Annotated in this window: 28 protein-coding genes and 1 tRNA gene; 11 read left to right on the plus strand and 18 right to left on the minus strand. The window is 64.9% G+C overall.

What is annotated here, in order from left to right; translation table 11 throughout:
- The first annotated feature begins 44 nt into the window (after nt 1-44).
- A complete protein-coding gene (locus tag U5914_RS11665; RefSeq protein ID WP_336135942.1) occupies nt 45-263 on the plus strand; it encodes a zinc ribbon domain-containing protein in 219 nt (72 codons plus the stop codon).
- Complete coding sequence (locus tag U5914_RS11670; RefSeq protein ID WP_336135943.1) at nt 263-421, plus strand: DUF8143 family protein; 159 nt, start codon at nt 263-265, stop codon at nt 419-421. The genes U5914_RS11665 and U5914_RS11670 overlap by 1 nt, the downstream gene beginning before the upstream one ends.
- Before the next feature lie 30 nt (nt 422-451).
- On the opposite strand, the gene U5914_RS11675 is transcribed toward U5914_RS11670, so the two are convergent.
- Complete coding sequence (locus tag U5914_RS11675; RefSeq protein WP_336135944.1) at nt 452-1,423, minus strand: quinone oxidoreductase family protein; 972 nt, start codon at nt 1,421-1,423, stop codon at nt 452-454.
- A 179-nt stretch (nt 1,424-1,602) separates the two neighbouring features.
- On the opposite strand from U5914_RS11675, the gene U5914_RS11680 reads away from it, so the two are divergent.
- The 3 genes from U5914_RS11680 to U5914_RS11690 are packed head-to-tail and all read left to right on the plus strand — an operon-like array spanning nt 1,603 to nt 4,255.
- On the plus strand, nt 1,603-3,027 hold the full coding sequence (locus U5914_RS11680) for an FAD-binding oxidoreductase (protein WP_336135945.1): 1,425 nt from the start codon (nt 1,603-1,605) through the stop codon (nt 3,025-3,027).
- A gap of 30 nt (nt 3,028-3,057) precedes the next feature.
- The gene (locus U5914_RS11685; RefSeq protein WP_336135946.1) at nt 3,058-3,819 is read left to right on the plus strand and encodes an SIR2 family NAD-dependent protein deacylase; all 762 of its coding nucleotides are present in this window, start codon (nt 3,058-3,060) and stop codon (nt 3,817-3,819) included.
- Nucleotides 3,820-3,853: 34 nt separating this feature from the next.
- Nucleotides 3,854-4,255, plus strand: coding sequence for a cupin domain-containing protein (locus U5914_RS11690; protein WP_336135947.1), 402 nt, complete (start codon nt 3,854-3,856; stop codon nt 4,253-4,255).
- On the opposite strand, the gene U5914_RS11695 is transcribed toward U5914_RS11690, so the two are convergent.
- Both U5914_RS11695 and U5914_RS11700 read right to left on the minus strand, forming a co-directional pair.
- The gene (locus U5914_RS11695; protein ID WP_336135948.1) at nt 4,256-4,615 is read right to left on the minus strand and encodes a hypothetical protein; all 360 of its coding nucleotides are present in this window, start codon (nt 4,613-4,615) and stop codon (nt 4,256-4,258) included.
- The gene (locus tag U5914_RS11700; RefSeq protein WP_336135949.1) at nt 4,616-4,891 is read right to left on the minus strand and encodes a glutaredoxin family protein; all 276 of its coding nucleotides are present in this window, start codon (nt 4,889-4,891) and stop codon (nt 4,616-4,618) included.
- Between the two features lie 123 nt (nt 4,892-5,014).
- On the opposite strand from U5914_RS11700, the gene U5914_RS11705 reads away from it, so the two are divergent.
- Nucleotides 5,015-5,491, plus strand: a complete 477-nt coding sequence (locus U5914_RS11705; protein ID WP_336135950.1) for a redoxin domain-containing protein — start codon at nt 5,015-5,017, stop codon at nt 5,489-5,491.
- Here the strand turns inward: U5914_RS11705 and U5914_RS11710 are convergent.
- The 3 genes from U5914_RS11710 to U5914_RS11720 are packed head-to-tail and all read right to left on the minus strand — an operon-like array spanning nt 5,488 to nt 7,807.
- Nucleotides 5,488-6,279: an HpcH/HpaI aldolase family protein gene (locus U5914_RS11710; protein ID WP_336135951.1), complete on the minus strand. Its 792-nt coding sequence runs from the start codon at nt 6,277-6,279 to the stop codon at nt 5,488-5,490. The two genes, U5914_RS11705 and U5914_RS11710, sit on opposite strands and share 4 nt — an antisense overlap.
- A 46-nt stretch (nt 6,280-6,325) precedes the next feature.
- A complete protein-coding gene (locus tag U5914_RS11715; protein WP_336135952.1) occupies nt 6,326-6,586 on the minus strand; it encodes a hypothetical protein in 261 nt (86 codons plus the stop codon).
- 6 nt (nt 6,587-6,592) lie between these two features.
- A complete protein-coding gene (locus U5914_RS11720) occupies nt 6,593-7,807 on the minus strand; it encodes an acyl-CoA dehydrogenase family protein (protein ID WP_336135953.1) in 1,215 nt (404 codons plus the stop codon).
- 126 nt (nt 7,808-7,933) lie between these two features.
- Between U5914_RS11720 and U5914_RS11725 the strand changes: the two genes are divergently transcribed.
- Nucleotides 7,934-9,103, plus strand: coding sequence for a CaiB/BaiF CoA transferase family protein (locus tag U5914_RS11725; RefSeq protein ID WP_336135954.1), 1,170 nt, complete (start codon nt 7,934-7,936; stop codon nt 9,101-9,103).
- A gap of 43 nt (nt 9,104-9,146) precedes the next feature.
- On the opposite strand, the gene U5914_RS11730 is transcribed toward U5914_RS11725, so the two are convergent.
- From U5914_RS11730 to U5914_RS11745, 4 genes are all read right to left on the minus strand, one after another.
- On the minus strand, nt 9,147-10,058 hold the full coding sequence (locus tag U5914_RS11730; protein ID WP_336135955.1) for a DMT family transporter: 912 nt from the start codon (nt 10,056-10,058) through the stop codon (nt 9,147-9,149).
- A gap of 314 nt (nt 10,059-10,372) precedes the next feature.
- Nucleotides 10,373-11,152 (minus strand): SDR family NAD(P)-dependent oxidoreductase, encoded by a 780-nt coding sequence (locus tag U5914_RS11735; protein ID WP_336135956.1) that lies wholly within the window; start codon nt 11,150-11,152, stop codon nt 10,373-10,375.
- 99 nt (nt 11,153-11,251) lie between these two features.
- Nucleotides 11,252-11,953, minus strand: coding sequence for an HAD family hydrolase (locus U5914_RS11740; protein ID WP_336135957.1), 702 nt, complete (start codon nt 11,951-11,953; stop codon nt 11,252-11,254).
- A complete protein-coding gene (locus U5914_RS11745; protein ID WP_336135958.1) occupies nt 11,950-12,912 on the minus strand; it encodes an MBL fold metallo-hydrolase in 963 nt (320 codons plus the stop codon). Before U5914_RS11745 ends, U5914_RS11740 begins: the two co-directional genes overlap by 4 nt.
- 174 nt (nt 12,913-13,086) lie before the next feature.
- Between U5914_RS11745 and U5914_RS11750 the strand changes: the two genes are divergently transcribed.
- From U5914_RS11750 to U5914_RS11760, 3 genes are all read left to right on the plus strand, one after another.
- Complete coding sequence (locus U5914_RS11750) at nt 13,087-13,863, plus strand: SDR family NAD(P)-dependent oxidoreductase (RefSeq protein ID WP_336135959.1); 777 nt, start codon at nt 13,087-13,089, stop codon at nt 13,861-13,863.
- Nucleotides 13,864-13,865: 2 nt separating this feature from the next.
- Nucleotides 13,866-14,873, plus strand: coding sequence for a TIGR04024 family LLM class F420-dependent oxidoreductase (locus U5914_RS11755; protein WP_336135960.1), 1,008 nt, complete (start codon nt 13,866-13,868; stop codon nt 14,871-14,873).
- 182 nt (nt 14,874-15,055) lie between these two features.
- Nucleotides 15,056-16,750 (plus strand): thiamine pyrophosphate-binding protein, encoded by a 1,695-nt coding sequence (locus tag U5914_RS11760; RefSeq protein WP_336135961.1) that lies wholly within the window; start codon nt 15,056-15,058, stop codon nt 16,748-16,750.
- A gap of 119 nt (nt 16,751-16,869) precedes the next feature.
- On the opposite strand, the gene U5914_RS11765 is transcribed toward U5914_RS11760, so the two are convergent.
- Nucleotides 16,870-17,514 (minus strand): DUF2391 family protein, encoded by a 645-nt coding sequence (locus U5914_RS11765; protein ID WP_336135962.1) that lies wholly within the window; start codon nt 17,512-17,514, stop codon nt 16,870-16,872.
- An 83-nt stretch (nt 17,515-17,597) separates the two neighbouring features.
- Here U5914_RS11765 and U5914_RS11770 point away from each other — a divergent pair, with 83 nt between their 5' ends.
- The gene (locus tag U5914_RS11770; RefSeq protein WP_336135963.1) at nt 17,598-18,038 is read left to right on the plus strand and encodes an acyl-CoA thioesterase; all 441 of its coding nucleotides are present in this window, start codon (nt 17,598-17,600) and stop codon (nt 18,036-18,038) included.
- A gap of 1 nt (nt 18,039) precedes the next feature.
- Here U5914_RS11770 and U5914_RS11775 read toward each other — a convergent pair whose 3' ends face one another.
- From U5914_RS11775 to U5914_RS11805, 7 genes are all read right to left on the minus strand, one after another.
- Entirely contained in the window at nt 18,040-18,396 is a 357-nt protein-coding gene (locus tag U5914_RS11775; RefSeq protein WP_336135964.1) for a DUF8062 family protein, read from the minus strand.
- Between the two features lie 168 nt (nt 18,397-18,564).
- Nucleotides 18,565-19,011, minus strand: coding sequence for a type IV pilin N-terminal domain-containing protein (locus U5914_RS11780; RefSeq protein WP_336135965.1), 447 nt, complete (start codon nt 19,009-19,011; stop codon nt 18,565-18,567).
- A 12-nt stretch (nt 19,012-19,023) separates the two neighbouring features.
- Nucleotides 19,024-19,476 (minus strand): type IV pilin N-terminal domain-containing protein, encoded by a 453-nt coding sequence (locus U5914_RS11785; RefSeq protein ID WP_336135966.1) that lies wholly within the window; start codon nt 19,474-19,476, stop codon nt 19,024-19,026.
- A gap of 551 nt (nt 19,477-20,027) precedes the next feature.
- Nucleotides 20,028-20,098 (minus strand) — tRNA-Pro (locus U5914_RS11790).
- Between the two features lie 52 nt (nt 20,099-20,150).
- The gene (locus U5914_RS11795; protein WP_336135967.1) at nt 20,151-21,029 is read right to left on the minus strand and encodes an RNA-guided pseudouridylation complex pseudouridine synthase subunit Cbf5; all 879 of its coding nucleotides are present in this window, start codon (nt 21,027-21,029) and stop codon (nt 20,151-20,153) included.
- A 2-nt stretch (nt 21,030-21,031) separates the two neighbouring features.
- Entirely contained in the window at nt 21,032-21,610 is a 579-nt protein-coding gene (cmk, locus tag U5914_RS11800) for a (d)CMP kinase (protein WP_336135968.1), read from the minus strand.
- A gap of 173 nt (nt 21,611-21,783) precedes the next feature.
- The gene (locus tag U5914_RS11805; RefSeq protein ID WP_336135969.1) at nt 21,784-22,692 is read right to left on the minus strand and encodes a DUF106 domain-containing protein; all 909 of its coding nucleotides are present in this window, start codon (nt 22,690-22,692) and stop codon (nt 21,784-21,786) included.
- Between the last annotated feature and the right edge of the window lie 42 nt (nt 22,693-22,734).

A 22,734-nucleotide genomic window follows, 5' to 3' on the forward strand; every position in this document is an offset into this window, starting at 1 on the left:
CGGCCCGGACAAAACCTATTAGAAACGGGTCCGAACCCGGGGATATGGTCCCCGAGACCGAATCCTCCAGAGGCTGCGAGAAGTGTGGTCACACCGAAACCGAAGTCGGCACCATCTCGACCACCGGCGGCGGCCTGAGCAAGATGTTCGACATCCAGACGAACAGTTTCAAGGTCGTCTCGTGTACGAACTGCGGCTACTCCGAATTATACCGGGACGATACGGCCGGGGCGAGCGACATCGTCGACATCTTCCTCGGCTGATGGCCGACGGCGCCATTCTGGTCGTCTTCCTGCTTTTCGCGGTGGCAGCGCCGCTGGTCCTCTATGCGTTGGTACGTGCCGAACACGACCAGCGAGAGGAGATGAGTCGGGAGGAAGCCGAACGCGTCGCCCGTCGGGACACCGACGACGAACGCTGAGTCACTTCGCCACGAGCACGAATCGCGGCGCTACGGCGTCAGAACGACCTTTCCGCTGGATTTGCGGTCCTCGATGAACTGGTGGGCCTCGGCGGCGTCTTCGAGGTCGAAGGTGTGGCCGACCTGCACTTCGAGGGTACCGTCGCCAAGCAGTTGGGTGAGTTCCGGCACGGCGCCCATCACCTTCATCGGCTTTTCCTCGATGGCGCGGCCGAGGTGGTAGCCGATGACCGTCTTGTTGCCGAACAGGAGGTCGGCGGTGTTCGGACGGCCGGGTTCGCCGGCGGCAGCGCCGAACGAGACCATCCGGCCGAACGACGTGAGGGCATCGAGGCTCCGGTCGGTCGTGTCGCCGCCGATGCCGTCCAGCACGAGGTCGACGCCCTCGCCGTCGGTGATCTCGTCGACCCGGTCGACGAAGTCCTCCTCGGTGTACTGGACGGGGTGGTCGAGCCCCAATTCCTCTGCCATCGCGAGTTTCTCCTCGGTCGAGGCGGTGCCGATGATTTCGGCGCCGGCCTCGTCGGCCAACTGGACGGCCGCGCTACCGACGCCGCCCGCCGCGGCGTGGATGAGGACTGTCTCACCCTCTTCGAGGCCGCCCCACTCGTGGAGGCAGTTGTGCGCGGTCAGCCACTGGACGGGGAAGCCGGCGGCCTCCTCGAAGGAGAGGTCGCCGGGCACGTCGAGCAGGCCGCGAGCGTCGGCGATGGCGTACTCGGCGTAGCCGCCGCCGTTGACCAGCGAGACGACGGCCTCGCCTTCCTCGCGGTTGACGCCCTCGCCGACGGCGTCGATGACGCCGGCGACCTCCATGCCGGGGGTGTACGGCGGTTCGGGCCCGCCGTGATAGTGGCCGCGCCGCTGCATGATGTCCGCGAAGTTGATGCCTGCCGCCTTCACCTCGATGCGGACCTGCCCCTCTCGCGGTTCGGGGGCGTCCGTCTCCGTTACCGCCAGCGCATCGGAATCGCCGAATTCGGTTACCTCGATAGCCTTCATGAGTCGTCCCTACGTGAGGGCGGCTGTCTTATCAATGTTAACCACACATGGACGATTCAGACAGCATGTTAAAGTATGCGCCAGCGGGTGATGGGTGACCCCCGTGACCCGCGGCCCCTATTGAATCCCCCATCACCTGCGCGAATAGTTTTAAGCGGGTCCGGTCGTCTCCCTACGGTATGTCATACGACTGCTCGTTCCTCGATTCGCTCGACCTCGACGGCGACGTGTCCTTCGAGGACTCGGCCCGCGCGAACCACGCGGCCGACTGGGTCGCAGGGGAGGCCGGCCTCGGCGTCACGCCCGACGCCGTCGTCTGGCCGAAATCGACCGCCGACGTCTCGGCGGTCATGGAAGCCGCCCACGAACACGAGGTGCCCGTCACGCCCTACGCCGCAGGTACCTCGATGGAGGGCAACGCCGTGCCCCTGTTCAAGGGCATCAGCATGGACATGACCAAGATGAACGACGTCCTGGAGGTCCGTCCGGACGACTTCCAGATAGACGTCGAACCCGGCGTCATGGGCAACGTCATCGACGACACCGTCGGCGAACACGGCATGTTCTTCCCGCCGATGCCCTCCTCGGCCAACATCTCCACCATCGGCGGCATGATAGTCAACGACGCCGCCGGCCAGAAGACCGTCAAGTACGGCGAGGTGGCCGACTGGGTGCTCGAACTCGAAGTCGTCCTCGCGGACGGCACCGTCATCGAAACCGGAAGCAAGGCCGTCAAGACGTCGTCGGGCTACAACCTCAAGGACCTCATCATCGGCAGCGAGGGGACGCTGGGCGTCGTCACGCGCGCGACACTTGAACTGGAGGGTCGACCCGAGCAAATCAGGGGCGGTCGCGCCGTCTTCGAGTCGATGGACGACGCCGCAGAGGCCGTCTTCGACGCCGTCCGGTCGGGCGTCGACGTGGCGAAACTCGAACTCATCGACCCGCTGGCCGGGGAGATGGCCAACGACTACTTCGATACCGGCCTCCCCGACGCGTCGATGATATTCGTCGAGTTCCACGCCAACCACAACATCGAGGAGGAAATCGAGTTCTTCGAGGCCATCCTCGAGGCCCACGACGTCCAGCAGTTCGAAATCGCCGAAGACGAGCGGATGGACGAACTCTGGGCGGCCCGCGACGAACTCGCCTTCGCCGTCCAGCAGTACGACCCCGACCTCGAACCCCGCCATCCCGGCGACGTGACCGTCCCCATCAGCAAGTACCCCGACATCATCCGCTATGCGAAGGACCGCGCCGAAGAACACGACATCCTCCTGCCGTGTTTCGGCCACGCCGGCGACGGCAACGTCCACTACGCCGCCTTGGTCGACCCCGACGACGAGGCGATGGTCGCCGCCGCCGACGAACTCTACGACGACATCGTCCAGCAGGCCATCGAATGGGGCGGCACCGCGACGGGCGAACACGGTATCGGCATGGGCAAGCGAAAGTTCCTCGAATTAGAACACGGCGCGGACGGCGTGCAGGCGATGCGCGCCGTCAAGGCCGCACTCGACCCCAAGGACATCCTCAATCCGGGGAAGATGTTCCCCGAGACCGAGGAAGAAGGCGTCCGTGTCGAGATGCCGACCGGCGAGTAGTTTTTCCCCGTCGACGCGATATCCGGTGGTATGAACCGGCAGGAAATCGCCGCCGCGGCCGAGGAGCTACGCGAGGCCGACACCGTCGCCGCGCTGACCGGTGCTGGCGTCTCGACGGCCTCCGGCATCCCCGATTTCCGCTCGGAGGACGGCATCTGGACCGAGTACGACCCCAACGACTTCCACGTCCGTCGATTTCGGGCCGACCCCGAGGGGTTCTGGGACGACCGCATCGAACTGGTCGAGGACCTCTTCGGCGGGGATTTCGAGCCGAACGCCGCCCACGAGGCGCTGGCCGAACTGGAGGCGGCGGGCCACCTCGACGGCCTCGTCACCCAGAACGTCGACGGCCTCCACCAGCAGGCGGGCACCGAGGAACCCATCGAGATTCACGGCAACGGCCAGCGCGTCGCCTGTACCGGCTGTAACCGACGACTCGACGCCGACCCCGTCTTCGAGCGCGTCCGCGAGGGCGAGGTACCGCCGACCTGCGAGCGATGCGGCGAGGTGCTGAAACCCGACGTCGTCCTCTTCGGCGAACAGCTCCCGCAACACGAACTCCTCAGCGCGCAGTCGCTTTCGAAGGACGCCGACGCCTACCTCGCGGTCGGGTCGTCGCTGACCGTCGAACCCGCTGCCTCGCTGCCCCGGGTCGCCGCCGAAAACGGCGCGACGCTCATCGTCGTCAATCTCGATTCGACCGGCCTCTCGGACCTCGCGGAGTTCGACTTCCGGGCGGACGTGACCGAGGCGCTGCCGGCCCTCGCCGACGCCGTCGTAAACGGGACGTAGCTTTTTGCACCCCCGATTCGTGGGGTGAGGTGCCATGGACTACAAGGTCATCGACCTCGATGACGTACCGGTAACCGACCTCTCGGAAGTCGAGGGGGTGCCGCCGGACCTCGATATCCGTCCGGTCGGCGACCAGCTCGGCCTCTCGGAGATGCGAGCGACCGTCTGGTATTTCGAGCCCGGCGAGGAGATCCAGTATCACGCCCACAGCGAGCAAGAGGAGATGTACTTCGTCCTCGAAGGCGAGTTCTCGCTGAAACTCGGCCGCTCCGGGGAGGAGGAGTACATCGAGGCCGACGAGGGGACGTTCTGGGTCGCCAAGCCGAAGGTCGGCCACGGCCACCGCTGCGTCGGCGACGACCGGGGTGTCGTTCTCTCCTTCGGCGCGCCGCCGGTCGAAGACCCCGGGTTGGACCCCCACTCGCTGGAGGAGTAGCTACTCGGCGCCCCCCGGCCCGCTCGACTCTCGAAGCACCGAAAGTGCCCGATATCCCCGGTATTCCGCGAGTGCGGTCACACCGAGCAGCGCCGCGAGCATTACCGCGCCGAACAGCGCGGAATCCGTCGAATCGAGTCGGTCCATCGTGAAGTGCAGCCAGAAGACGTCGGCCCATCGACTGCCGTGGAGGGCGACGAGGGCGGGATGCGAGTAGAGTTTCGCGGCATCGGGGAGCATCGCCCAGGCGCCGCCAGCGAGCACCCAGACGCGCGGATAGCGGGCGTTCGGAACCAGAAAGGTGACGAGCAGCGTCGTGAGGGTGGCACCGACCGCGAAGTGAGCGACCCCCTGCGACATTCAGAAGTCCGTGTCGACCTCGGCCGGCGAGTCGGCGTCGCCGTAGGTCGTCTCGAGGAACTCGTAGATGCGGGCGGACTGGCTCATCGTGACGCCGTACTCGTCGTCGACGATGACGGGAACCTGCCGCTGTCCCGAGACCGCCCTGACCTCGTTGCGTTTGGAGTGTGCCCCTTCTACCCAGACGCTGTCGTATTCGACGCCGAGTTCGTCGAGTTTGTCGACGACGAACTCACAGAACGGGCAGGCCTCCAGTCGATAGAGCGTGACTGACATACGCGTACACCCGCGCCCCGAGAGCAAAAAGCCGACGGCGCCGGAAGTCGGAGGAGTCCCCGAATCCGCCTGTGGGTTGCTGGCGACCGCGTTTTTAAGTTAGAGCGGCCGGTTGGGCGTGACATGCCGCCAACTCCCGGCGAGGACGCGCCCGATTTCGAAGCACTGCTCTGTGATGGCGAGACGTTCCGTCCGACGGCGCTCGACGACGCGCTCGGCGACCGCGGTGCCGTCCTCGTCTTCGATGGGTTCGTCTTCTCGGCCATCGCCCGGAACTGGTGGCGCCGATACGACGACGCCGACTGGGACGAATTCGACGACGTTCCCGTCTACGGTATCGTCAGCGACGGCCCCTACGCGATCAACGAGTTCCTCCGGCAACTGGACAGTCCCTTCTCGATGTTCTCGGATACCGGTGGCGAGGTCGCCGACGCCTACGACCTGCTGGTCGAACGCGAGGGGATGGCCGGGACGGAAACGTCACGCCGCGGAATCTTCGTCCTCGACGATGCAGGCGTCATCCGGCACGCGTGGGACACCGACGACTGGATATATCCGGTGCCGCGAGAGGAGATCGAAGGCGCCGTTGCCGAGCTTTAGGCCCCGTTCTCGTACTGCTCGAACCAGTCGCCGAGGCTCTTTCTGACGGCGCCGACCGTGCTTCCGACGTTGAGCAACTGGTAGCCGGCGTCGACCTTCTCGTGGACGTCGTCCATCCCGCTGGTCAGTCCCCCGACGACCACGTCGTTGTCGAGGGCAGCCGCTCGGACCGTCTCGACGGCCTCCTGCACCTCGGGATGGTCGGCGTCGCCCGGATGGCCGTAGGAAACCGAGAGGTCGTTGGGGCCGATGAAGACGAAGCCGAGTTCGGGTACCGAGACGATGTCGTCGATGTTGTCGACGCCCGCCGCGGTCTCGATGGTGACGCCGAGCATCACCTCCTCGTCCTCGGTTTCGGTGTAGGCCTCGCCGGCACCGCCCCACCGACTGGCCCGCGGCGAAGCGAGACCGCGCTTGCCGGGGGCGCCGTCGTATTCGAAGCGGGCCGCTTCGATGGCCCGGCGGGTATCTTCGGCTGTCTCGACGCGCGGGATGAAGACGTTCCGAACGCCCGCATCGAGAGCCTTCCGAACGAGGGCGGGTTCGTGGGTCGGCAGGCGAACGAGCAGTTCGGTGCCGACGGCGTCGGCGGCCCGAAGCAGGTCCTCGAGGCGCTGGCCGTCCCAGGGGCTCGGCCCGGCGTGTTCGAGGTCCATCCAGACGAAATCGAAGCCGAGTTCGCCGATCAACTCGACCATCATCGGGCTATACAGGCCGTCGATGACGCCGAAGGCAGCCTCGCCGTCTTCGACCGTCCGCCGGAGGTCGTTGATTCGTAAATCGGACATACTCCTCTGTTCGGGCGCCAGCACCAAGAAGGGGGTGCCGGGTCGGTCAGGCGCTCGCGTAACGCTCGTAGAGCGGCCGGGTCACGCGCTCGACGCGCGCAGTTCGTTCCTCGGTCTGATAGGTGGCGACCGGCGGCGCCTCACGATGCCGGTACACCTCGATTCGCTGGCGGTCGCCCTCCAGTCCACGCGACGTTGCCGGCGCGTACGTGACGATATCGACGATGGGGTAGCGGTCCCAGTCGGTCGTTTCGAGTTCGGCACGGACCGACCGCGGCCACGGCGGCGACGCTGGACGGACGCGCATTGCCGGTTACGGCAGGCCGAGTTCCTTGGCGATGGTGTTCAGTTGAATCTCGTCGGTGCCCTCGACGATGCGGAGGATGCGCGCGGTTTCGAGTTCGTCCATGAACGGGTTGTCCTCCGAGAGGCCGTTGGCGCCGTGGACCTGTACGACGTCGTCGGCGACGTCGAAGAGGACGTTCGAGGCGAGGTACTTGACGATGGACGATTCCTGAATGGCCTGCTCGCCGTTGTCCATCAGCCACGCGAGTCGGAGGCCGGCGGCGTTCGCGGCGAAGGCGTTCGCCTGCGCCTCCGCGAGTTTGTGGGAGACGCCCTGGAACTTGCCGATGGGCCGGCCGAAGGCCTCGCGTTCGTTGGCGTATTCGACGCCGCGCTCGATGAGGAACTCGGCGTGGCCGAGCGCCCGCGCGCCGATTTCGAGACGGCCCAGCGAGAGGAACTCCATCGCGTCGTAGAAGGCGCCGTCCTCGGTGCCGAGAACCCGGTTTTCGGGGATGCGAACGTCGTCGAGGACGATTTCGCCCTGCATGCCAGTCATCCCGACGGCGTTGTTCATCGAGGCGACCTCGAACTCGTCGTCCTCGACGATGAAACAGGAGATGCCGCCGTACCGGCCCATCTCCTCGATTGGCGACGTGCGGGCGAACACCTGCACGAAGTCCGCGTAGGGGGCGTTCGTAATCCACTGTTTGCTGCCGTTGAGCACCCACTCGTCGCCGTCCTTCTCGGCGGTCGTGTCCATGTTCGGCGAGTCGGAGCCGACACCGGGTTCAGTCTGCGCGAAGGCGGTGGATTTCTCGCCGCGGACGCAGGGTTTCAGGTACTCCTCGACCTGGTCGCCCTCCGCCTGCGCGAGGAGGGGCTTGGGACCTTCGGGACCGGCGAGGGCGTACTCGGCGATGCCCGGTCCCGTCGAGGCGACCCTCTTGATCGCACGATACCACGTGACGTTGGAGACATCGTCCCCACCAGCCTCTTCGGGGAGGTTCATCGCGTAGAAGCCCGCCTCGGCGCTCTTCTTGCGGACCTCCTGAATCGCCTCCTGCACCTCGGGGACGAGTCGTCCGTCGTCCTCGTGGCGTTTCCGGGGGTTCGACCACGCTTCGCCCAGTTCGTCCTCGATGGGCTGGACCTCGCTTTCGAGGAACTCCTCCAGACTCGAGAGGATGAGGCTGGTTTCCTCGTCGGTATCGAAATTGATGCCGGCGGATTCGGTTGCCATAGCCTCACATACGACGGCGCCCTCTTGAAGCCTACGCGCCGAAGCGACGGCTGATTTAAACCGCCAATCCTCGCAGGGTTTCCCGCCGACGGCAGGCTTATGTGCCGCGGCGGCCACCCACGGTCCATGCGACTCGATGGCGTGCGCGTGCTCGACCTCACGCGCCTGTTGCCCGGCCCGTACGCGACTCAACTACTCGCGGACGCGGGCGCCGACGTAGTGAAAATCGAGGATACCGGCGCGGGCGATTACGCCCGACACATGCCGCCGACCACCGAGGAGGGAATCGGCGCCGTCTTCGATGCCGTCAACCGCGGCAAGAAAAGCGTCTCTCTCGACCTCAAAAGCGAGGGGGGGCGGGAGGCCTTCTACGAACTCGTCACCGAAGCCGACGTGGTCATCGAGGGGTTCCGCCCCGGCGTGACCGAACGCCTCGGCGTCGACTACGAGACGCTGACCGACTATCGCGAGGACCTCGTTTACTGCTCGCTGACCGGCTACGGGCAGGACGGTCCACACGCCGACAAGGCCGCCCACGACCTCAACTACATCGGCCTCGCGGGCCTGCTGGATATGACCCGCGAGAACACCGACGAGGCCCCGCGCGCCCCGGGCTATCAAATCGCCGATATGGCCGGAGGACTGCTCGCAGCCTTCTCGATTTGCTCGGCGCTCCTCTCGCGGGAACTCGGCAATACCGGCGGCGAGTATCTGGATGTGGCGCTGACCGACGCGGTCGTCTCCTTCTCTCAATCACTCGCGCCGCAGGCGCTTGCCGGAGAGGACCCACGGCCGGGTGAGACGGCCCTGACCGGCAAGTACCCGTGGTACGACGTCTACGAGGCCGCCGACGGCGGGTACGTCACTATCGGCGCGCTGGAACCACAGTTCTGGAGCGCCTTCTGCGAAGCCGTCGACCGACCCGAACTCATCGGCAAGCATATGACAGACGACCCGGCGGAGCGACAGGCCCTCCGGGAGGAACTCGAATCTATCTTCGCCGAGCGGACCCGCGACGAGTGGGCCGAAGCGATGGCCGATGTCGATGCGGCCGTCGATGCGGTGTACACGCCCGCAGAGACGTTCGAACACCCGCAGATCGAGGCCCGTGGCTACGTCGAACGGCCCGAGGATGGGCAACCGCGAGTCGGCTTCCCGCTTCGCGGTTCGGAGATCGACCACGGCGGCGCCGGGGCACCGCCCGGACACGGGAGCGACACGGAGGCGTTACTTCGGGAGGCGGGACTGGACGACGAGGAACTCGAACGCCTCCGCGAGGAGGGCGCTATCAACTGATACGGACGGTTGTAGCGGTGTTCAGGTGCCGTCGCCCCGTGGCCTACACCGGTCCGTACGAGTCATCGGTGAGAAGGCCGGCCAGCGCGTGTCGCTTCAGAAGTGCGAACCCGACGAAGACCACGAGGAAGCCGGCGACCGACAGCAGGCCGATGGTTTCCCCGAGCAGGAAGACGCCGGCGACGGTGGCGACGATGGGCACGAGATAGGCCACGAGGCTGGTCTCGAAGGCCCCCTGTTCTTCGAGGATGGTGTAGTAGATGACGAAAGCCAGCGCCGTCGAGAAGACGCCAAGATAGACGATGGCGCCGAGCGCGGTCGGTGCGAGCGTCGCGGCCGACAGGCGCTCGCTGGCGCCGAAGCTGACGGCGTGCAAGACGAGGCCGCCGACGAACATCGACCAGCCGGTAAGCGCGACGCGGTCCATCGACGGGCCGGCACGCTGGACGAGGACGCCCCCCAGCGCGACGCTGATGGCTTGACCGACGATGATGAGTCGGCCGAGCGTGTCGCCGGCCAGCAGGTTGGTGGGGTCGGGCTGGACGATGAGGCCGATACCGAGGAAGCCGAGACCGACGCCGACGGCACCGAGCGTCGAGAGTCGTTCGCCGAGCAGCGCCAGCGCCCACAGCGCCGTGGCGATGGGGACCAGCGCCTGCAGGATGGCGGCGATGCCGCTGGGGACGGTCTGCTGGCCGATGAACAGCAGGCCGTTGCCGGCGACCAGAAAGAGCCCGCCGCCGAGGATGGCGAGCCGATTGTTTCGGCCGGTCGGCCACCAACCGTCGCGAGCGACGACGGCATAGGCCAGAAGGAGGACGGCGGCCACGTCGTAGCGGAACGCCGCGAACAGCAGCGGCGGGAGGTACTCGAGACCGACGGTAATCGCCGGGAAGGACAGGCCCCACAGCCCCGCGAGCGTGACGAACAGCGTGGTAGCGTACAGCCGTGACACACCTACCGGTAGCGAGCCCTCGGTCTAATCCCTGCCGTTTCGTTGGCGAACAGGCGACCCGCTCTGAGACGACGGACCGTGGGTCGCGGTGGCGCGTCGGCGCCTGCTCCCGCCTCGGCGGCCCGTCGGCGACTGGTCAGCGCACGCACCGTCTGGTCTCGTTCTGATATACAAACCCTCGCCGGAGAGCGGAAGTGCATGGGAACTCACCAGTCGGCGCCGACGCCGGCGCAGGCTTCCACGTAGCTCTTACCGAGACCGGCCGCCGCGCCTCCACGGGGCGCGACCGCCGGAGCGTATAAAAAGGGAGCGCGTTAGAAGCTGAAGAGGTCGATACCGCCGGTGACGCCGATGACCTGTCCGGTGATGTAGTTGGACTGCTCGGAGGACAGGTAGGCGACGAGGTTGGCGACGTCTTCCTCCTTGCCGAGTTTGCGCATCGGCGTGGCTTTGGCGATGCGGGCGAAGTGCTCGTCGACCTCTTCGAGTTGGTCGATGGGAAGGTCGGCGAGTTGGCCGACGACGATGCTGGGGGCGATGACGTTGGAGGTGACGCCGTGCTGGGCGCCTTCGAGGGCGAGCGTCTTGCCGAAGCCGATGAGTGCGGCCTTCGTCGCCGAATAGGACAGCTGGCCGAAGCCGCCCTGCCAGCCGGCCATCGAGGACATGCTGATGATGCGGCCGAAGCCGCGGTCCTTCATGTTGGGGTAGACCTCGCGTGTGATGTTGTAGGCGCCCGTGAGGTTGACCGCGATGTCCCGGTCCCAGATGTCGTTCTCGAAGTTCTCGACCTTGTCGCGGGCGTCGACCATCCCGGCGTTGTTGACGAGGATGTCGATGCCGCCGGTCTCCGCCTCGAGGGCGGCGACGGTGTCGGAAACGTCGTCGCGGTCGGTGAGGTCACACTCGACGGCGTGGGCCGTGCCGCCGTACTCGTCCTCTATCTCGTCGGCGATGTTTTCGGCCTTGTCGAGGGCGACATCGAGGATGACCACTTCGGCGCCTTCCTCGGCGAGAATACGGCAGTCTTCGCTTCCGATTCGTCCGGCACCGCCCGTCACGAGGGCGGTCTTGTCGTCGAGTCCTAGGTCCATTGCGTTCCGCTATGTTGGTGGTTCACGCATAAGGATTTGGACGGCGATGGGAGGGTGGTTTAGAAGGCCCTGGGGAATTCGAGGTGTGGCGTCGTCCGGTTACACGATGTCGACGATGTCGAGCAACTCGCGCAGGTCCCGTATCTCGTGGTCGGTTTCGGGGCCCCACGCCTCGTCTCCGTAGCCGACGGTTCCGAGGCCGACCCCGGCGGCCCCGGCGATGTCGTTTCGGTGGCGGTCGCCGACCATGACCGTTCGGTCGGGGTCAGCGTCGGTTCCCGCCAGCGCGTCCTCGAACATGCGCGCGTCGGGCTTCTTGTAGCCGATCTCCTCGGAGGTCGTGACGTGGTCGAAGCAGTCGTAGACGTCGAAGGAATCGAGCATGTCGTGGGCTTCGGCGGTGTCGATATCCGAGACGATGGCCTGCTGGATACCGGCGTCGTGGAGGGCTTCGATGGTCTCGACGGCGCCGTCCTCCGCGCGGAGCGTGGCGGCGGTCGCTTCTTCGAGAACGCGCTCCCAGTCGTCCGGCGGATTCCCGTCGAACAGGTCCGTGGTGGCCTTCCGGTAGCCCACGTGGGCCGACTGGTATTCGGTGCCGTCGGCGGCCTTGAAGTGGTCGCCGAGGGTTGACTTCCATTCGTCGAGGGCGGCCTCGGGGTCCATGCCGTGGTCGGCGGCCAACTCCGAGATGAAGGCGGCATACCCCTCGCGGATGGAACGGAGTTCGACGATGACGCCGCCGATGTCCCAGAAGACGGTGTCGTAGTTCCGGTCTGTCGGGGGAGTGTCCTCGCTCATGGCTCGTAGTATCGGACGCCGTCGCGGAGTTCGCTCGTTATCTCGTCGCGTTCGTCGAGGTGAGCGAGGGCGCTCATCGCCTCGGGAATGAGGTACTTGACGTCGCGGTCGCCGGCCAGCGCCATCGCGACGCCGCCGACCGTCGAGTAGCCGTCGGCGACGAGGTCGGCGACCCCGTCGAGGCGGTCATCGAGGCTCGTTCGGTCGCGTTCGACGACGGCTTGCAGGTCGTTGTGAATCCGGCCGTGGCCGGGATAGACGCGGTCGACGTCGAGCGATTCGAGGCGGTCCAAGGCGGTGTAGAAGGCATCGAAGGCCTCGCGGTGGCCGTCGTCGAGGCCGTCGTGCATGACGACGGGACGGAAGGGTTCGAGACCCATGTCGCCGGCCAGCAGGACGCGCTCGCCGTCGACTTCGGTGGGGTAACTGAGATGGTCGGCCTGATGGCCGGGCACGTGGACGGCGCCGATTTCGAGGGGACCGACCCGCGTGGTGTCGCCGGGTTCGATCCAGACGTCGACCTCCTCGGGCGGGAGGTGTTCGGAGTCCCGTTCGAGCGACTCGACGGCCATGTTGACGGCCATCTCCAGTTGCTCGTCGGGGAAGCCGGCTTCCGCGCAGTTCTGCCGGACGCGGGCTTCGAGGGCTTCGGGGTCCCGCTGGAACCGCGCTTCGACGCCGGCGGGGGCGTAGACGGTGGGGTCGCCGGCCTCCAGAATCGTCGGGACGAGCCCGACGTGGTCGATGTGCGGATGGGTAATCAGGACGTGTTCGATATCGCCGGGGTCGTAGCCGTGGTCCGCGAGTGCTGCCTCGAACGATTCCTCGTGGTCGGGGGCGGCGGCGTCGACGAGCACCGGTTCGGGGCCGTCGACGAGATAGCAGGCGACGTGGCCCGGCGGCCACTCCACGTCGAACTCCAGTCGGTGGACCTGCGTCTCCGTGTTCCGTACTTCCATTCACCGGAAGAATGCGACCACACGGCTTAAGCCTTCGTTTTGATACAAGGCTGTTGAATTTTCCATTGTTCAGACCTCGTCTCGGGAACTTACCTTTATTAATGTTCCCTCGAAACGGACAGGCGTCACAATGACAGCCAGACACACGAGCGTCGAGACGGCGCGTGGATACCGATGTTAGAACAGTTCAGCGTCGAGGGGAAGACGGCCATCATCACCGGCTCCAGTCAGGGCATCGGCGAGGTGACCGCGAAGCGGTTCGCCGACGAGGGCGCCAACGTCGTCGTCACCTCCCGCTCGCAGGACAAGATCGACGAGGTCGCCGACGAAATAAACGACAGCGACCGGCCGGGGCAGGCCATCGCCGTCGAGTGCGACGTTCGCGAGCGCGACTCCATCGAGGCGCTGGTCGACGCCACCGTCGAGGAGTTCGGCCGCGTCGACTCGATGATAAACAACGCCGGCGCGTCTTTCATGGCCTCCTTCGACGACATCTCGGAGAACGGCTGGAAGACCATCGTCGACATCAACCTCCACGGCACCTTCCACTGCTCGCAGATCGCGGGCCAGCGGATGCAGGAACAGGACGGCGGCGGCACCATCATCAACTTCGCGTCGGTCGCCGGGACGATGGGCTCTCGCTACATGAGCCACTACGGCGCCGCGAAGGCCGCCGTCGTCAACCTGACGACCTCGCTCTCGGCGGAATACGCCGAGGAGAACGTCCGCGTCAACTGTATCGCCCCCGGCCTCGTCGGCACGCCCGGCGTCGCCTCCCAGATGGGCATCGACCCCGCCGACGTCGACCGCGCCGACATCGCCAAGGACATGGGCCTGCCCGAGGAGATCGCCGATATCACCCAGTTCCTCGCCAGCGACGCCTCTTCCTACATCGTCGGTGAAACTATCACCGCACAGGGCGTCCCGCCGCTGGAGGACTCACAGCTATAACCATGACCGACACCGAACGCGACGTCTTCCTGCCCGTGGCCGCACAGCCGAGCGTCGACGCCCTCGTCGAGCAAGCGAAAACCGGCGAGGAGTTGGGCTACGACACCGCGTGGCTCCCCGAAACGTGGGGGCGGGACGCCGTCACGACCCTGACGAGTATCGCCCACGGCACCGAGGACATCGACATCGGCACCTCGATCATGCCGGTCTACTCGCGGTCGCCGGCTCTCATCGGCCAGACCGCCGCCACCCTTCAGGAGGTCTCGGAGGGGCGGTTCCGCCTCGGCCTCGGCCCGTCGGGTCCCATCGTCATCGAGAACTGGCACGGCGTCGACTTCGGGAACCCGCTGCGGCGGACCCGCGAGACGGTCGACATCGTCAAGAAGGTCCTCTCCGGTGAGGAACTGGAGTACGACGGCGAGTACTTCGACCTGCAGGGCTTCCGCCTGCGCTGCGACCCGCCGGAGACCGTCCCGCCGGTCGAAACCGCCGGGATGGGGCCGAAGGCCGTCGAACTCGCGGGCCGCTTCGCCGACGGCTGGCACGCGCTCATGCTGACGGCCGACGGCATCCAGGACCGACTGGAGGATTTCAACCGCGGCTCCGAGATGGGCGACCGCGACCGCTCCGAACAGCGCGTCAACCTCTCGCTGACCTGCTGTGCGCTGGACGACGCCGAAGAGGCCAAGCGACTCGTCAAGGGCCACACCTGCTTCTACATCGGCGGGATGGGCACGTTCTATCGGGACAACCTCGCCCGACAGGGCCACGAGGACGTGGCCGAAGCGGTCTACGACAACTGGCAGGAGGGCGACCGCGAGGCGGCGATGGCCGCCCTGCCCGACGACCTGCTGGAGGACCTCGCCGTCTGGGGGACGCCCGAGGAGGCCCGCGAGCGCTTCGAGCGGTTCGCTGACCTCGACGGGCCCGACGCCGTCTCGGTGTCGTTCCCGCGCGGCGCGGAACTCGACCAGATCGAGCAGACGATGGACGCACTCCAGCCGAACTGACGTCTGTCACCATAGCGTTCTTCGGCTCGCATGTCGTTTCTCGCGTTGACCAACACCGAACGGCTGCCCGCGGTGCTGACGCCGTCCCAGCAGTAACTCATCGTCCGTTCGCCTCTTTTTTATAAGACGCACCGATTTCCGACGGGATGAAGTATATATCGCTGGCCCCGACAGAGTGCGTCATGACGGATTCGTATACGGGGGCGGACCTCTTCGTCGACGCCCTCGAACAGTACGGGGTCCAGCATCTCTTCGGCAACCCCGGGACGACCGAGTTGCCCATCATGAACGCCCTGTCGGAAAGCGACGTCGAGTACGTCCTCGGCCTGCAGGAGGACGTCGCCACCGGGATGGCCGCGGGCTACGCCTCCACGCGGCGGTACCACGCCGACGACGACCCCGAGGTCTGTCCGGTCGGCGTCGCCAACCTCCACATCACGCCCGGCCTCGCCCACGGGACGGGCAACATCTTCGGCGCCGAGTACGGCGGCGCGCCGATGGTCGTCACCGCCGGCAACCACGAACTCGACTTCCGCCACGAGGAGCCCATCCTGACCGGCGACCTCGAAGAACTCGTCGACCAGTTCTGCAAGTACTCGGCGGAGGTGACTCACATCGACGCCCTGCCGATGATGCTCCGGCGCGCGTTCCGCGTGGCTATGACACCGCCGACAGGGCCCGTCTTCCTCGCCTTACCGGCGGACGTGATGCAGACCGAGACCGACGCCTCGCCGGAGCGGCTTGGCCCCATCCCCGACGCGGGGGGCGGCGACCCGGCCCAGATAGAGGCCGCCGCCGACTACTTCGTCGAGGCCGACCAGCCCGTCCTCGTGTTGGGTGACCACGTCGCCCGCGCCGGGAAGGACGCCGTCGATGCCGCCGTCCGCCTGGCCGAGGCCACCGGCGCGCGCGTCCACGGCGAAATCCTCGCCGGCGAGGTCAACTACCCGACCGAACACGACCAGTGGATATCCTTCATCGGCCCCGACGAGGGCATCGCCTCGATGCTGATGGACACCGACACCATCGGGCTGGTCGGCTGTTCGACCAACACGACGCTGATGCACCACGAACAGCCGCTCATCTCCGAGGACACGACCACGATACAGGTCTCCAGCGACGCGTGGGAGGTCGGCAAGAACCAGCCCGCCGACGCCGCCGTCGTCGGCGACCCCGGCCGCGTGATGGACGCCATCGCCGAGCGCGTCGAGGCCCGACTCAGCGACGAGGACCGACAGGAACGGCTCGACTACGTCCAGACGATGAAGGCCGGCCTCGAATCGACGATGCAGGACATGGGCGAAGACGAGAAACCCGAAGGCGAGACGCGGTCGTCGAAGGCCGAACTCGTCGACAACATGAAAGCCGTCGACCCGGACACCTACATCGTCGACGAGGGGGTCACCTCGAAGTTCGCGATGCTGACGCGGTTTCCGCTCGCACCCGAGCAGTACCTCTCGAACAAGGGCGGCGGTCTCGGCTACGGCCTGCCCGCCGCTATCGGTGCCGCCTTCGCCGAGAACCTCCGGGATGACCCCCGGAACGTCGTCGGCTACATCGGCGACGGGTCATATCTCTACTACCCCAACGCCATCTACTCGGCGGCCCGCTACGACCTTGACCTCACGGTCATCGTCCCCGACAACCGCAACTACCGCATCCTGAAGGACAACACGATGAAGATGATGGGCGGCGAGGAGGACGACTACGACTTCGTCGGCATGGACTTCGAGCCCGCCGTCGACATCCCGAAGAACGCCGAGAGCCACGGCGCCCGCGGCCACCTCGTCGAGACCCCCAAGGAGTTCCCCGAGGTCTACGAGGAGGCGCTCAACAGCGAGGGCACCGACGTCATCGACGTGCTGGTCCACGACTGATACGGACCGTTGTTACGATGTACCGGCCATCGCCAGTACGGGTCGGCTATGCCGGTGATAGACTACAATGGTTCGTATGAAAGGCCGGAAACCACGGTTTTCAACCAGCTAAACCGCCCTCAGAACAGTCCTTCGTCGTCGCCGATACCCAGCCGCTCGCCGAACTCGTCGAGTTCGTCGTTGATATCCGCGCCGGTCGACTCGCCAGGCAGGATGTCACCGAGGGCGGCCCCGAAACAGGCGACGGCCCAGACGACCGATACCCGCGCCAGCGCGACGGCCGGGTCGGTCCAGCCGTCGAGTCGCCCCCAGACGGTCATGGTGAAGGCGGCAGTAACGAAGGCGATGACGAGGACGGCGACCAGTCGGCGCGGCACGATGCCGAACAGCGGGCGACTGACCTCCACGTTCCGGAACTCCGCGTAGTACAGCATCCCAGCGGTCATGACGACCACGAAGGCGAGGTTTATAAACAAAAGCGACGGTGCCGCCAGCAGGTGGGCGGCGATGTCGTTGACGCCGTCTTCGACGAGCATGGGCAGCGAGATGAGGATGCTGCCGACGAACGCCTCGGCGATATCCCGGCGCGTGAACTTGTCGATGCGGTCCCGGACGCCGTCGGTCGGCAACCGGTCGACCAGTCGGATGGCCTCCCGAACCTCGCGGCGCTCGTGCTCGTCGTCGACCGCCGCTTCGAGGTCCTCGAGTCGACTCCGGACGTCGTCGACACCGACGTCGTTCGCCTCGACTTCTGAATCGGTCATACTCCCGGACTCGGCCGTCGGCTCGAAAAGCGTTGTTACCACGCAACGCGATTTTAAACCGATAGCGCCCGAACGAACGCTCTATGGTCGACCTTCTCGAGACGCGGATGCAGACCCGCCAGCGCGTCCAACCCAACGATACGAACAACTACGGCAGCGTCCACGGCGGGATGGTGATGCTCTGGATGGACGAGGCCGCGGCGATGTCCGCGATTCGCTTTACCGGCGAGTGGTGCGTTACGGTCCACGTCGATGCTATCGACTTCCACGCACCGGTCCCTTCCGGCGATACGCTCTATCTCGACGGCTACGTCTACCGGGCGGGGCGGACCTCCTGTTCGGTCCGCATGCGCGCCTATCACGAGGACCCGAAAACCGGAGACCGAACCCGGACCACCGATTCGAATTTCGTCTTCGTCGCCGTCGACGAGGACAACGACCCCGTCGCTGTGCCGGAACTAACGTGTGAAAGCGAGGAAGGAACGCGACTGCGGCGGGCGGCCATCGAGGCCCACGGCGAATGAACTACGATTCGGGGTCGATAACCGACTTCTCCTCGTCAGCGTGGCGAAGCGTGACGCTGTGGCGTGTGTGTCGGGCGTGGGTCTCCGCCCAGCGGCGGGCCGGCCGCTCGTCGAGGAACTCGTCGCCGTCCGGACACTGCCGGCAGGCGACGACCCACGGCGTTATCTCGTCGGGGAAGTGGCCGGTATGGCGGTGGTGGTCCAGCGCGAACCGTTCGAGCGCCTGATTGCCGACGCGCAACTCGTCGAGTTCGTATTCGAGGTCCCACTCGTGAGAACACTGCGAACACGTCACCGTCGGTAGGTCGTCGACCTCGACTGGCGGGTCGTTACTCTCGCTGTCGTAACCGTCGGGCACGGGTTTAGTTGGTTTGGGGGGTATTTAGGCGCACGGACACGGGAATCTGATTATATAGATGGAGAATAACGGCTAATCAGGTGGACAGAGATTGTTGTCTTTTTCAATCAAGAATAGTCGGCGGTTATTGCTGCCAGTACTATAAAAGCTGAACGCAGTTAGTTGGCGTTACTTCTCCCACTCGGCAAGTGTCGACGAGCGGTCGCCGCCAGACGATTCCCAGATGACACTTGCTTGGTTATTGGGGCTATCGCCATTGAAATTGACTATTGCGGAGTTACCTGCAGTAACCATACTTTCTGAATTTGTGCCACCATTAAACACAGTCCATCCGTCTCCAGAACTCCCCGGTCCTTGGATGTTATTCCCAACGATAGACAGTTGGGATGCATCAATCCCGTTTCCGCCATCGTGAGTAATATCTAACTCAGAATTGGCGGAATCATAGTCAAAACTGAACTGTGCAGTCGGTGCCGTTTGCTGAACCTGATCGCCGAGACCGAGAACGAACGTTCCGATTACGGCCGCGAGAATCACAGTGATTGCGACCATCAATATCACACCAATAACTGGCGAGACCGCGTCGTCGTCTTTTAGTAATTTCTTGAAATCCATAGATTTGTGACTTTAGGGCTCCCACTGAGCGAGCGTTGAAGACCGGTCACCGCCTTCAGCGGTCCAGACGACTCGTACTGGTTCATTGAGATTGGCAGTTTGATTGTTATAAATCGCAGCGGAATCGCCAGCTGAAATCGAATCGGTAGTAGTGAACCATGATTCGCTTCCCGCTAAGTCACCATTAGTGATGGTTGTTCCATCATTCACAAGCGTGACCGTAGCGTTGGGCACCGAATCGCCACTATCATGAGAAATATCAAGTGTCGAATCAGTTATGCCATTGTTTTCGGTGTAATCGAAGCTAAACTGTGCGGTCGGTGCGGTTTCCTGAACTTGGTCACCAAGACCAAGGACGAAGGTTCCAATCACAGCGGCCAGAATCACTGTGATTGCTACCATCAAAATCACACCGATAACCGGCGAGACTGCGTCGTCGTCGTTGAGTAGTTGTTTGAATTGCATGGTTGGTTCGGACGCAGCAGTTTCACAGCGAGAAGTGCGCCACGGGGTTTATGTTCGCCCTCACCAACAGACAACTGTTGAGAGGGGAACTTGGGTCTCACCCTCGCCTCCGTTTTTCTCGCGTGCGTGCTGCGCTTAGGTAGGTATCGCTCTGGCTACTTGTTTAAAACATTCCCTGTTTCGAGGGGTGAGTCCGACGAAAATATGACGCTCGTCAGACGCTCAAGCCCGCAAAATCGGGCGTCATAGCCAGTTAGCTTTCTCGCGCGCACGCCGTTAGGCGGCTGGTGGGTGGGTGGGTCCATTTGTAGCGGTCAAGGATGGTTTCGAGACCGCCCCGGCCGGAGGATTATGCGTGGCACCCCCCGTCGTCGAGGATAGTCATCCTCGTCGGCGACGATAAAGTGCCCGCCCGTGTCACAAACCGGGAAGGAGCCCTGCTGTTGAGAGTCGGCATCAGCAGGCTTCTCTGGCCGGCACATGAGAAACACCTCCGGCTGGAGGTGGATATAAAGAACCGTCTATTGACGGTAGTTTACTGATAAGCCGAGTGGGACCGCCGTGATTCGAACACGGGTCCAACGCACCCCATGCGCAGAGGATACCACTACCCCACGGTCCCTGTATTTCGAGGGAGGGCGGTCGGACCTTTAACGTCTTCGTTTCGAATCGGGTCAGACCAGAACGCGTTCCAACTCGACGACTTCCCCGGACTCCGCGTCGGGGTCACCAACCAGATAACCGAGACAGACCGCGGCCCCGTCGGGCGTGTAGCAGGCGATGAGGTCCCCCTCCGTCGCATCGTCGAGGTCGGCCTCGATAACACCGGGCGCGTAGACCGGCGCCCCTTCGGCGATTTCGCGGGCCGCCGAGGGTGCGACCGTCAGTTTGGGCAGGTGCTCCAGCGCGCGTTCGGCCGGTTGGACGACCTCCCGGAGGAGTTCGGAGTCCTCGTCCTCCTGCCAGAAAGCGAGGCCGTCGGCGAGGTCCTGCAGCGTGACGAGCGTGCTGTCGTCGAAAGTTCCCGTCTTCGACCGCCGGAGGTCGCCCATGTGAGCGCCGGTGCCCAACGCGAGCCCGAGGTCGTGACAGAGCTTGCGGATGTAGGTCCCGCTCTCGCATTCGATATCCAGCAGCGCGCGGCGCTCCTCGGTTTCCAGCGCATCGAGGCGGTGAATCGTCCGCACGCGGAGTTGTCGCACGACGGCGGATTTCCGCGGCGGCTTCTGGTAGAGCGGGCCTTCGAACTCCGCGAGCGTCGATTCGAAGTCGCTGGGCGTCGGGCCGTGGAGTTCCAGCACCGAGATGTAGCCTTTACGGCTGTCGTCGAACACCTGTGCGGCGCGGGTGGCGGTGCCGGTCAGAATCGGCAGACAGCCGGTGACCTTGGGGTCGAGCGTTCCGCCGTGGGCCGCCCGGTCGACGCCGGCCATGTCGCGAACCCACGCGGTGACCTGGTGGGCGGAGGGACCCGCCGGTTTGTCGAGGTTGACGACGCCGAACTCCAGCAGGGTTTCGGGGTCGCGTTCCCCGGGCGGGCCACGTTCGCGCATGGTCAAAAGTCGTACCGGACGTTCTCGATGGGTGCTTTGCCCTCGTCGGCCTCGCCCTCGTAGGCATCCAGCGTCGTCAGGAGGACGTCGAGGACGCCCTCCGGGGAGAGGCGGGCAGTGTTGAGCGCGAGGTCGTAGATGCCGAGGTTGTCGATGTCGATGTCGTAGTATTCGAGGTAGCGTCGGGCCTCGCTTTTCGACCGTTCGAGCGTCTCCTTGCGGGCGAGTTCGGCGGATTTGTCCTCGCGGTCGGCGATGCGCTCGGCGCGGACCGAAAGCGGCGCGTCGAGCCAGATGCGGAAGTCGGCGTAGTCGCCGGCCATCCAGCCGGCCAGGCGGGATTCGAGGACGAGGTCGTCGCGGGTCTCGGCGATGTTGCGGAGCCGGCGGTCGAGGTCGCGGTCGATCTGGTCGTTCTCCTCGGCCGCCTTGTTCAACTCCAGCGGCGTCATGTCGCGTTCGTCGGCCAGTTCGCGGAAAATGTCACCACCGCTTACGTGGTCGTAATCCAGCGCTTCGGCCAACGCGGCGGCAGCCGTGCTCTTGCCGCTGCCGGCGGGGCCGGAGATGGTTATCAACATATCAGTACTGCGCCGGTGCGATTGAAAGAGGTTACTCTTCTGAACCGGGGTGGGAGGGGTTGATTGGCACGCTGAGACGCGAGAGGACGCTCTCCGAGGTGGTGGCCGTCGGGGCGTAGAAGCGCGACCGAAAAGCGCCCGGGTGCGAACCGAAAAATCAGGAAACCGCTGGATTACGTCGGCGACGTCTGGATGTTCAGCGCCTTCCGGATGACCTGCGTGAAGCACATCGAGCAGACGAAGTACCAGACGATCCACGTCTGGATGGGCCCGAGGAGGCTGGTGTTCCAACCGGTTTCGCCGGCGAGCGGCAGGGTCATGGGCTGGATACTCGAGGCGAGTTCCGGATACAGCGGTTCGCCGCGGAAGCCGATGATGGCGTACATCCACAGGAACACGGGGATGGTCAGGACCATGATCCAGACCATCGGCCGGAACTGCTCTTTGAACATGCCGAGGTTGTCGGCCATCGCGTCCATCTGCTCTTCCTGGATGCGCTGGACGGCCTCGTCGTCGCCGCGCTCCTTGGCCTCCTTGCGCTTTTCCTGGATCTCCTTCATCCGTTCCTGATACTCGCCCATGACCTCCATGTTCATGAGGTTGGATTGCAGCAGCGTCGAGTAGAGGCCGGTAAACAGTGCCAGCACCATCACGACGGCGAAGAAGGGGAGGTCGAAGACCGTAATCAGCGGCCCGAGCGCGATGTGGATAACCTCCGCAAGCGGGTTCCGGACGGCCTCGAAGGTATAGCCCGCGAACATCGACACGGAGACGACGGCGGCCATCTTGTCCCACTTGGTCCACGAGGAGTCGGTATCGGGCGAATCGGGAAATTCGAGGTCGTCGTCTTCGAGGGCGTCGCGGACGCCGTCGGGGTCCTCGACGTCGAAGCCCTCGCCGTCGGAGTCGACGAGGATGCCCTTCTCGATGAGCCGTCCCCACTGGCCGCTCGTGAGTTCGTCGGAGACGTCGCCCCACGAGACGGTCCCTTCCTCGGCCCGGTCGAGGACGGTTTCGATGGCCGCTTCCATCTCCGCGTCCTCCCGGACGAGTTCCTGCACTTTCGAGGCGGTACGTGCCATTACACCGTATTAGCAAAGGCCGGGTAATCAACCTTTTACCTT

The sequence above is a fragment of the Natronomonas amylolytica genome, from assembly GCF_037031205.1.
In the GTDB taxonomy this organism is placed as follows: Archaea; Halobacteriota; Halobacteria; order Halobacteriales; family Haloarculaceae; genus Natronomonas; species Natronomonas amylolytica.

Coding starts and splice junctions, on each gene's coding strand:
- U5914_RS11665 (WP_336135942.1), top strand. CDS start 45: ATGGTCCCCGAGACCGAATCCTCCAGAGGCTGCGAGAAGTGTGGTCAC.
- U5914_RS11670 (WP_336135943.1), top strand. CDS start 263: ATGGCCGACGGCGCCATTCTGGTCGTCTTCCTGCTTTTCGCGGTGGCA.
- U5914_RS11675 (WP_336135944.1), bottom strand. CDS start 1,423: ATGAAGGCTATCGAGGTAACCGAATTCGGCGATTCCGATGCGCTGGCG.
- U5914_RS11680 (WP_336135945.1), top strand. CDS start 1,603: ATGTCATACGACTGCTCGTTCCTCGATTCGCTCGACCTCGACGGCGAC.
- U5914_RS11685 (WP_336135946.1), top strand. CDS start 3,058: ATGAACCGGCAGGAAATCGCCGCCGCGGCCGAGGAGCTACGCGAGGCC.
- U5914_RS11690 (WP_336135947.1), top strand. CDS start 3,854: ATGGACTACAAGGTCATCGACCTCGATGACGTACCGGTAACCGACCTC.
- U5914_RS11695 (WP_336135948.1), bottom strand. CDS start 4,615: ATGTCGCAGGGGGTCGCTCACTTCGCGGTCGGTGCCACCCTCACGACG.
- U5914_RS11700 (WP_336135949.1), bottom strand. CDS start 4,891: ATGTCAGTCACGCTCTATCGACTGGAGGCCTGCCCGTTCTGTGAGTTC.
- U5914_RS11705 (WP_336135950.1), top strand. CDS start 5,015: ATGCCGCCAACTCCCGGCGAGGACGCGCCCGATTTCGAAGCACTGCTC.
- U5914_RS11710 (WP_336135951.1), bottom strand. CDS start 6,279: ATGTCCGATTTACGAATCAACGACCTCCGGCGGACGGTCGAAGACGGC.
- U5914_RS11715 (WP_336135952.1), bottom strand. CDS start 6,586: ATGCGCGTCCGTCCAGCGTCGCCGCCGTGGCCGCGGTCGGTCCGTGCC.
- U5914_RS11720 (WP_336135953.1), bottom strand. CDS start 7,807: ATGGCAACCGAATCCGCCGGCATCAATTTCGATACCGACGAGGAAACC.
- U5914_RS11725 (WP_336135954.1), top strand. CDS start 7,934: ATGCGACTCGATGGCGTGCGCGTGCTCGACCTCACGCGCCTGTTGCCC.
- U5914_RS11735 (WP_336135956.1), bottom strand. CDS start 11,152: ATGGACCTAGGACTCGACGACAAGACCGCCCTCGTGACGGGCGGTGCC.
- U5914_RS11740 (WP_336135957.1), bottom strand. CDS start 11,953: ATGAGCGAGGACACTCCCCCGACAGACCGGAACTACGACACCGTCTTC.
- U5914_RS11745 (WP_336135958.1), bottom strand. CDS start 12,912: ATGGAAGTACGGAACACGGAGACGCAGGTCCACCGACTGGAGTTCGAC.
- U5914_RS11750 (WP_336135959.1), top strand. CDS start 13,087: ATGTTAGAACAGTTCAGCGTCGAGGGGAAGACGGCCATCATCACCGGC.
- U5914_RS11755 (WP_336135960.1), top strand. CDS start 13,866: ATGACCGACACCGAACGCGACGTCTTCCTGCCCGTGGCCGCACAGCCG.
- U5914_RS11760 (WP_336135961.1), top strand. CDS start 15,056: ATGACGGATTCGTATACGGGGGCGGACCTCTTCGTCGACGCCCTCGAA.
- U5914_RS11765 (WP_336135962.1), bottom strand. CDS start 17,514: ATGACCGATTCAGAAGTCGAGGCGAACGACGTCGGTGTCGACGACGTC.
- U5914_RS11770 (WP_336135963.1), top strand. CDS start 17,598: ATGGTCGACCTTCTCGAGACGCGGATGCAGACCCGCCAGCGCGTCCAA.
- U5914_RS11780 (WP_336135965.1), bottom strand. CDS start 19,011: ATGGATTTCAAGAAATTACTAAAAGACGACGACGCGGTCTCGCCAGTT.
- U5914_RS11785 (WP_336135966.1), bottom strand. CDS start 19,476: ATGCAATTCAAACAACTACTCAACGACGACGACGCAGTCTCGCCGGTT.
- U5914_RS11795 (WP_336135967.1), bottom strand. CDS start 21,029: ATGCGCGAACGTGGCCCGCCCGGGGAACGCGACCCCGAAACCCTGCTG.
- cmk (WP_336135968.1), bottom strand. CDS start 21,610: ATGTTGATAACCATCTCCGGCCCCGCCGGCAGCGGCAAGAGCACGGCT.
- U5914_RS11805 (WP_336135969.1), bottom strand. CDS start 22,692: ATGGCACGTACCGCCTCGAAAGTGCAGGAACTCGTCCGGGAGGACGCG.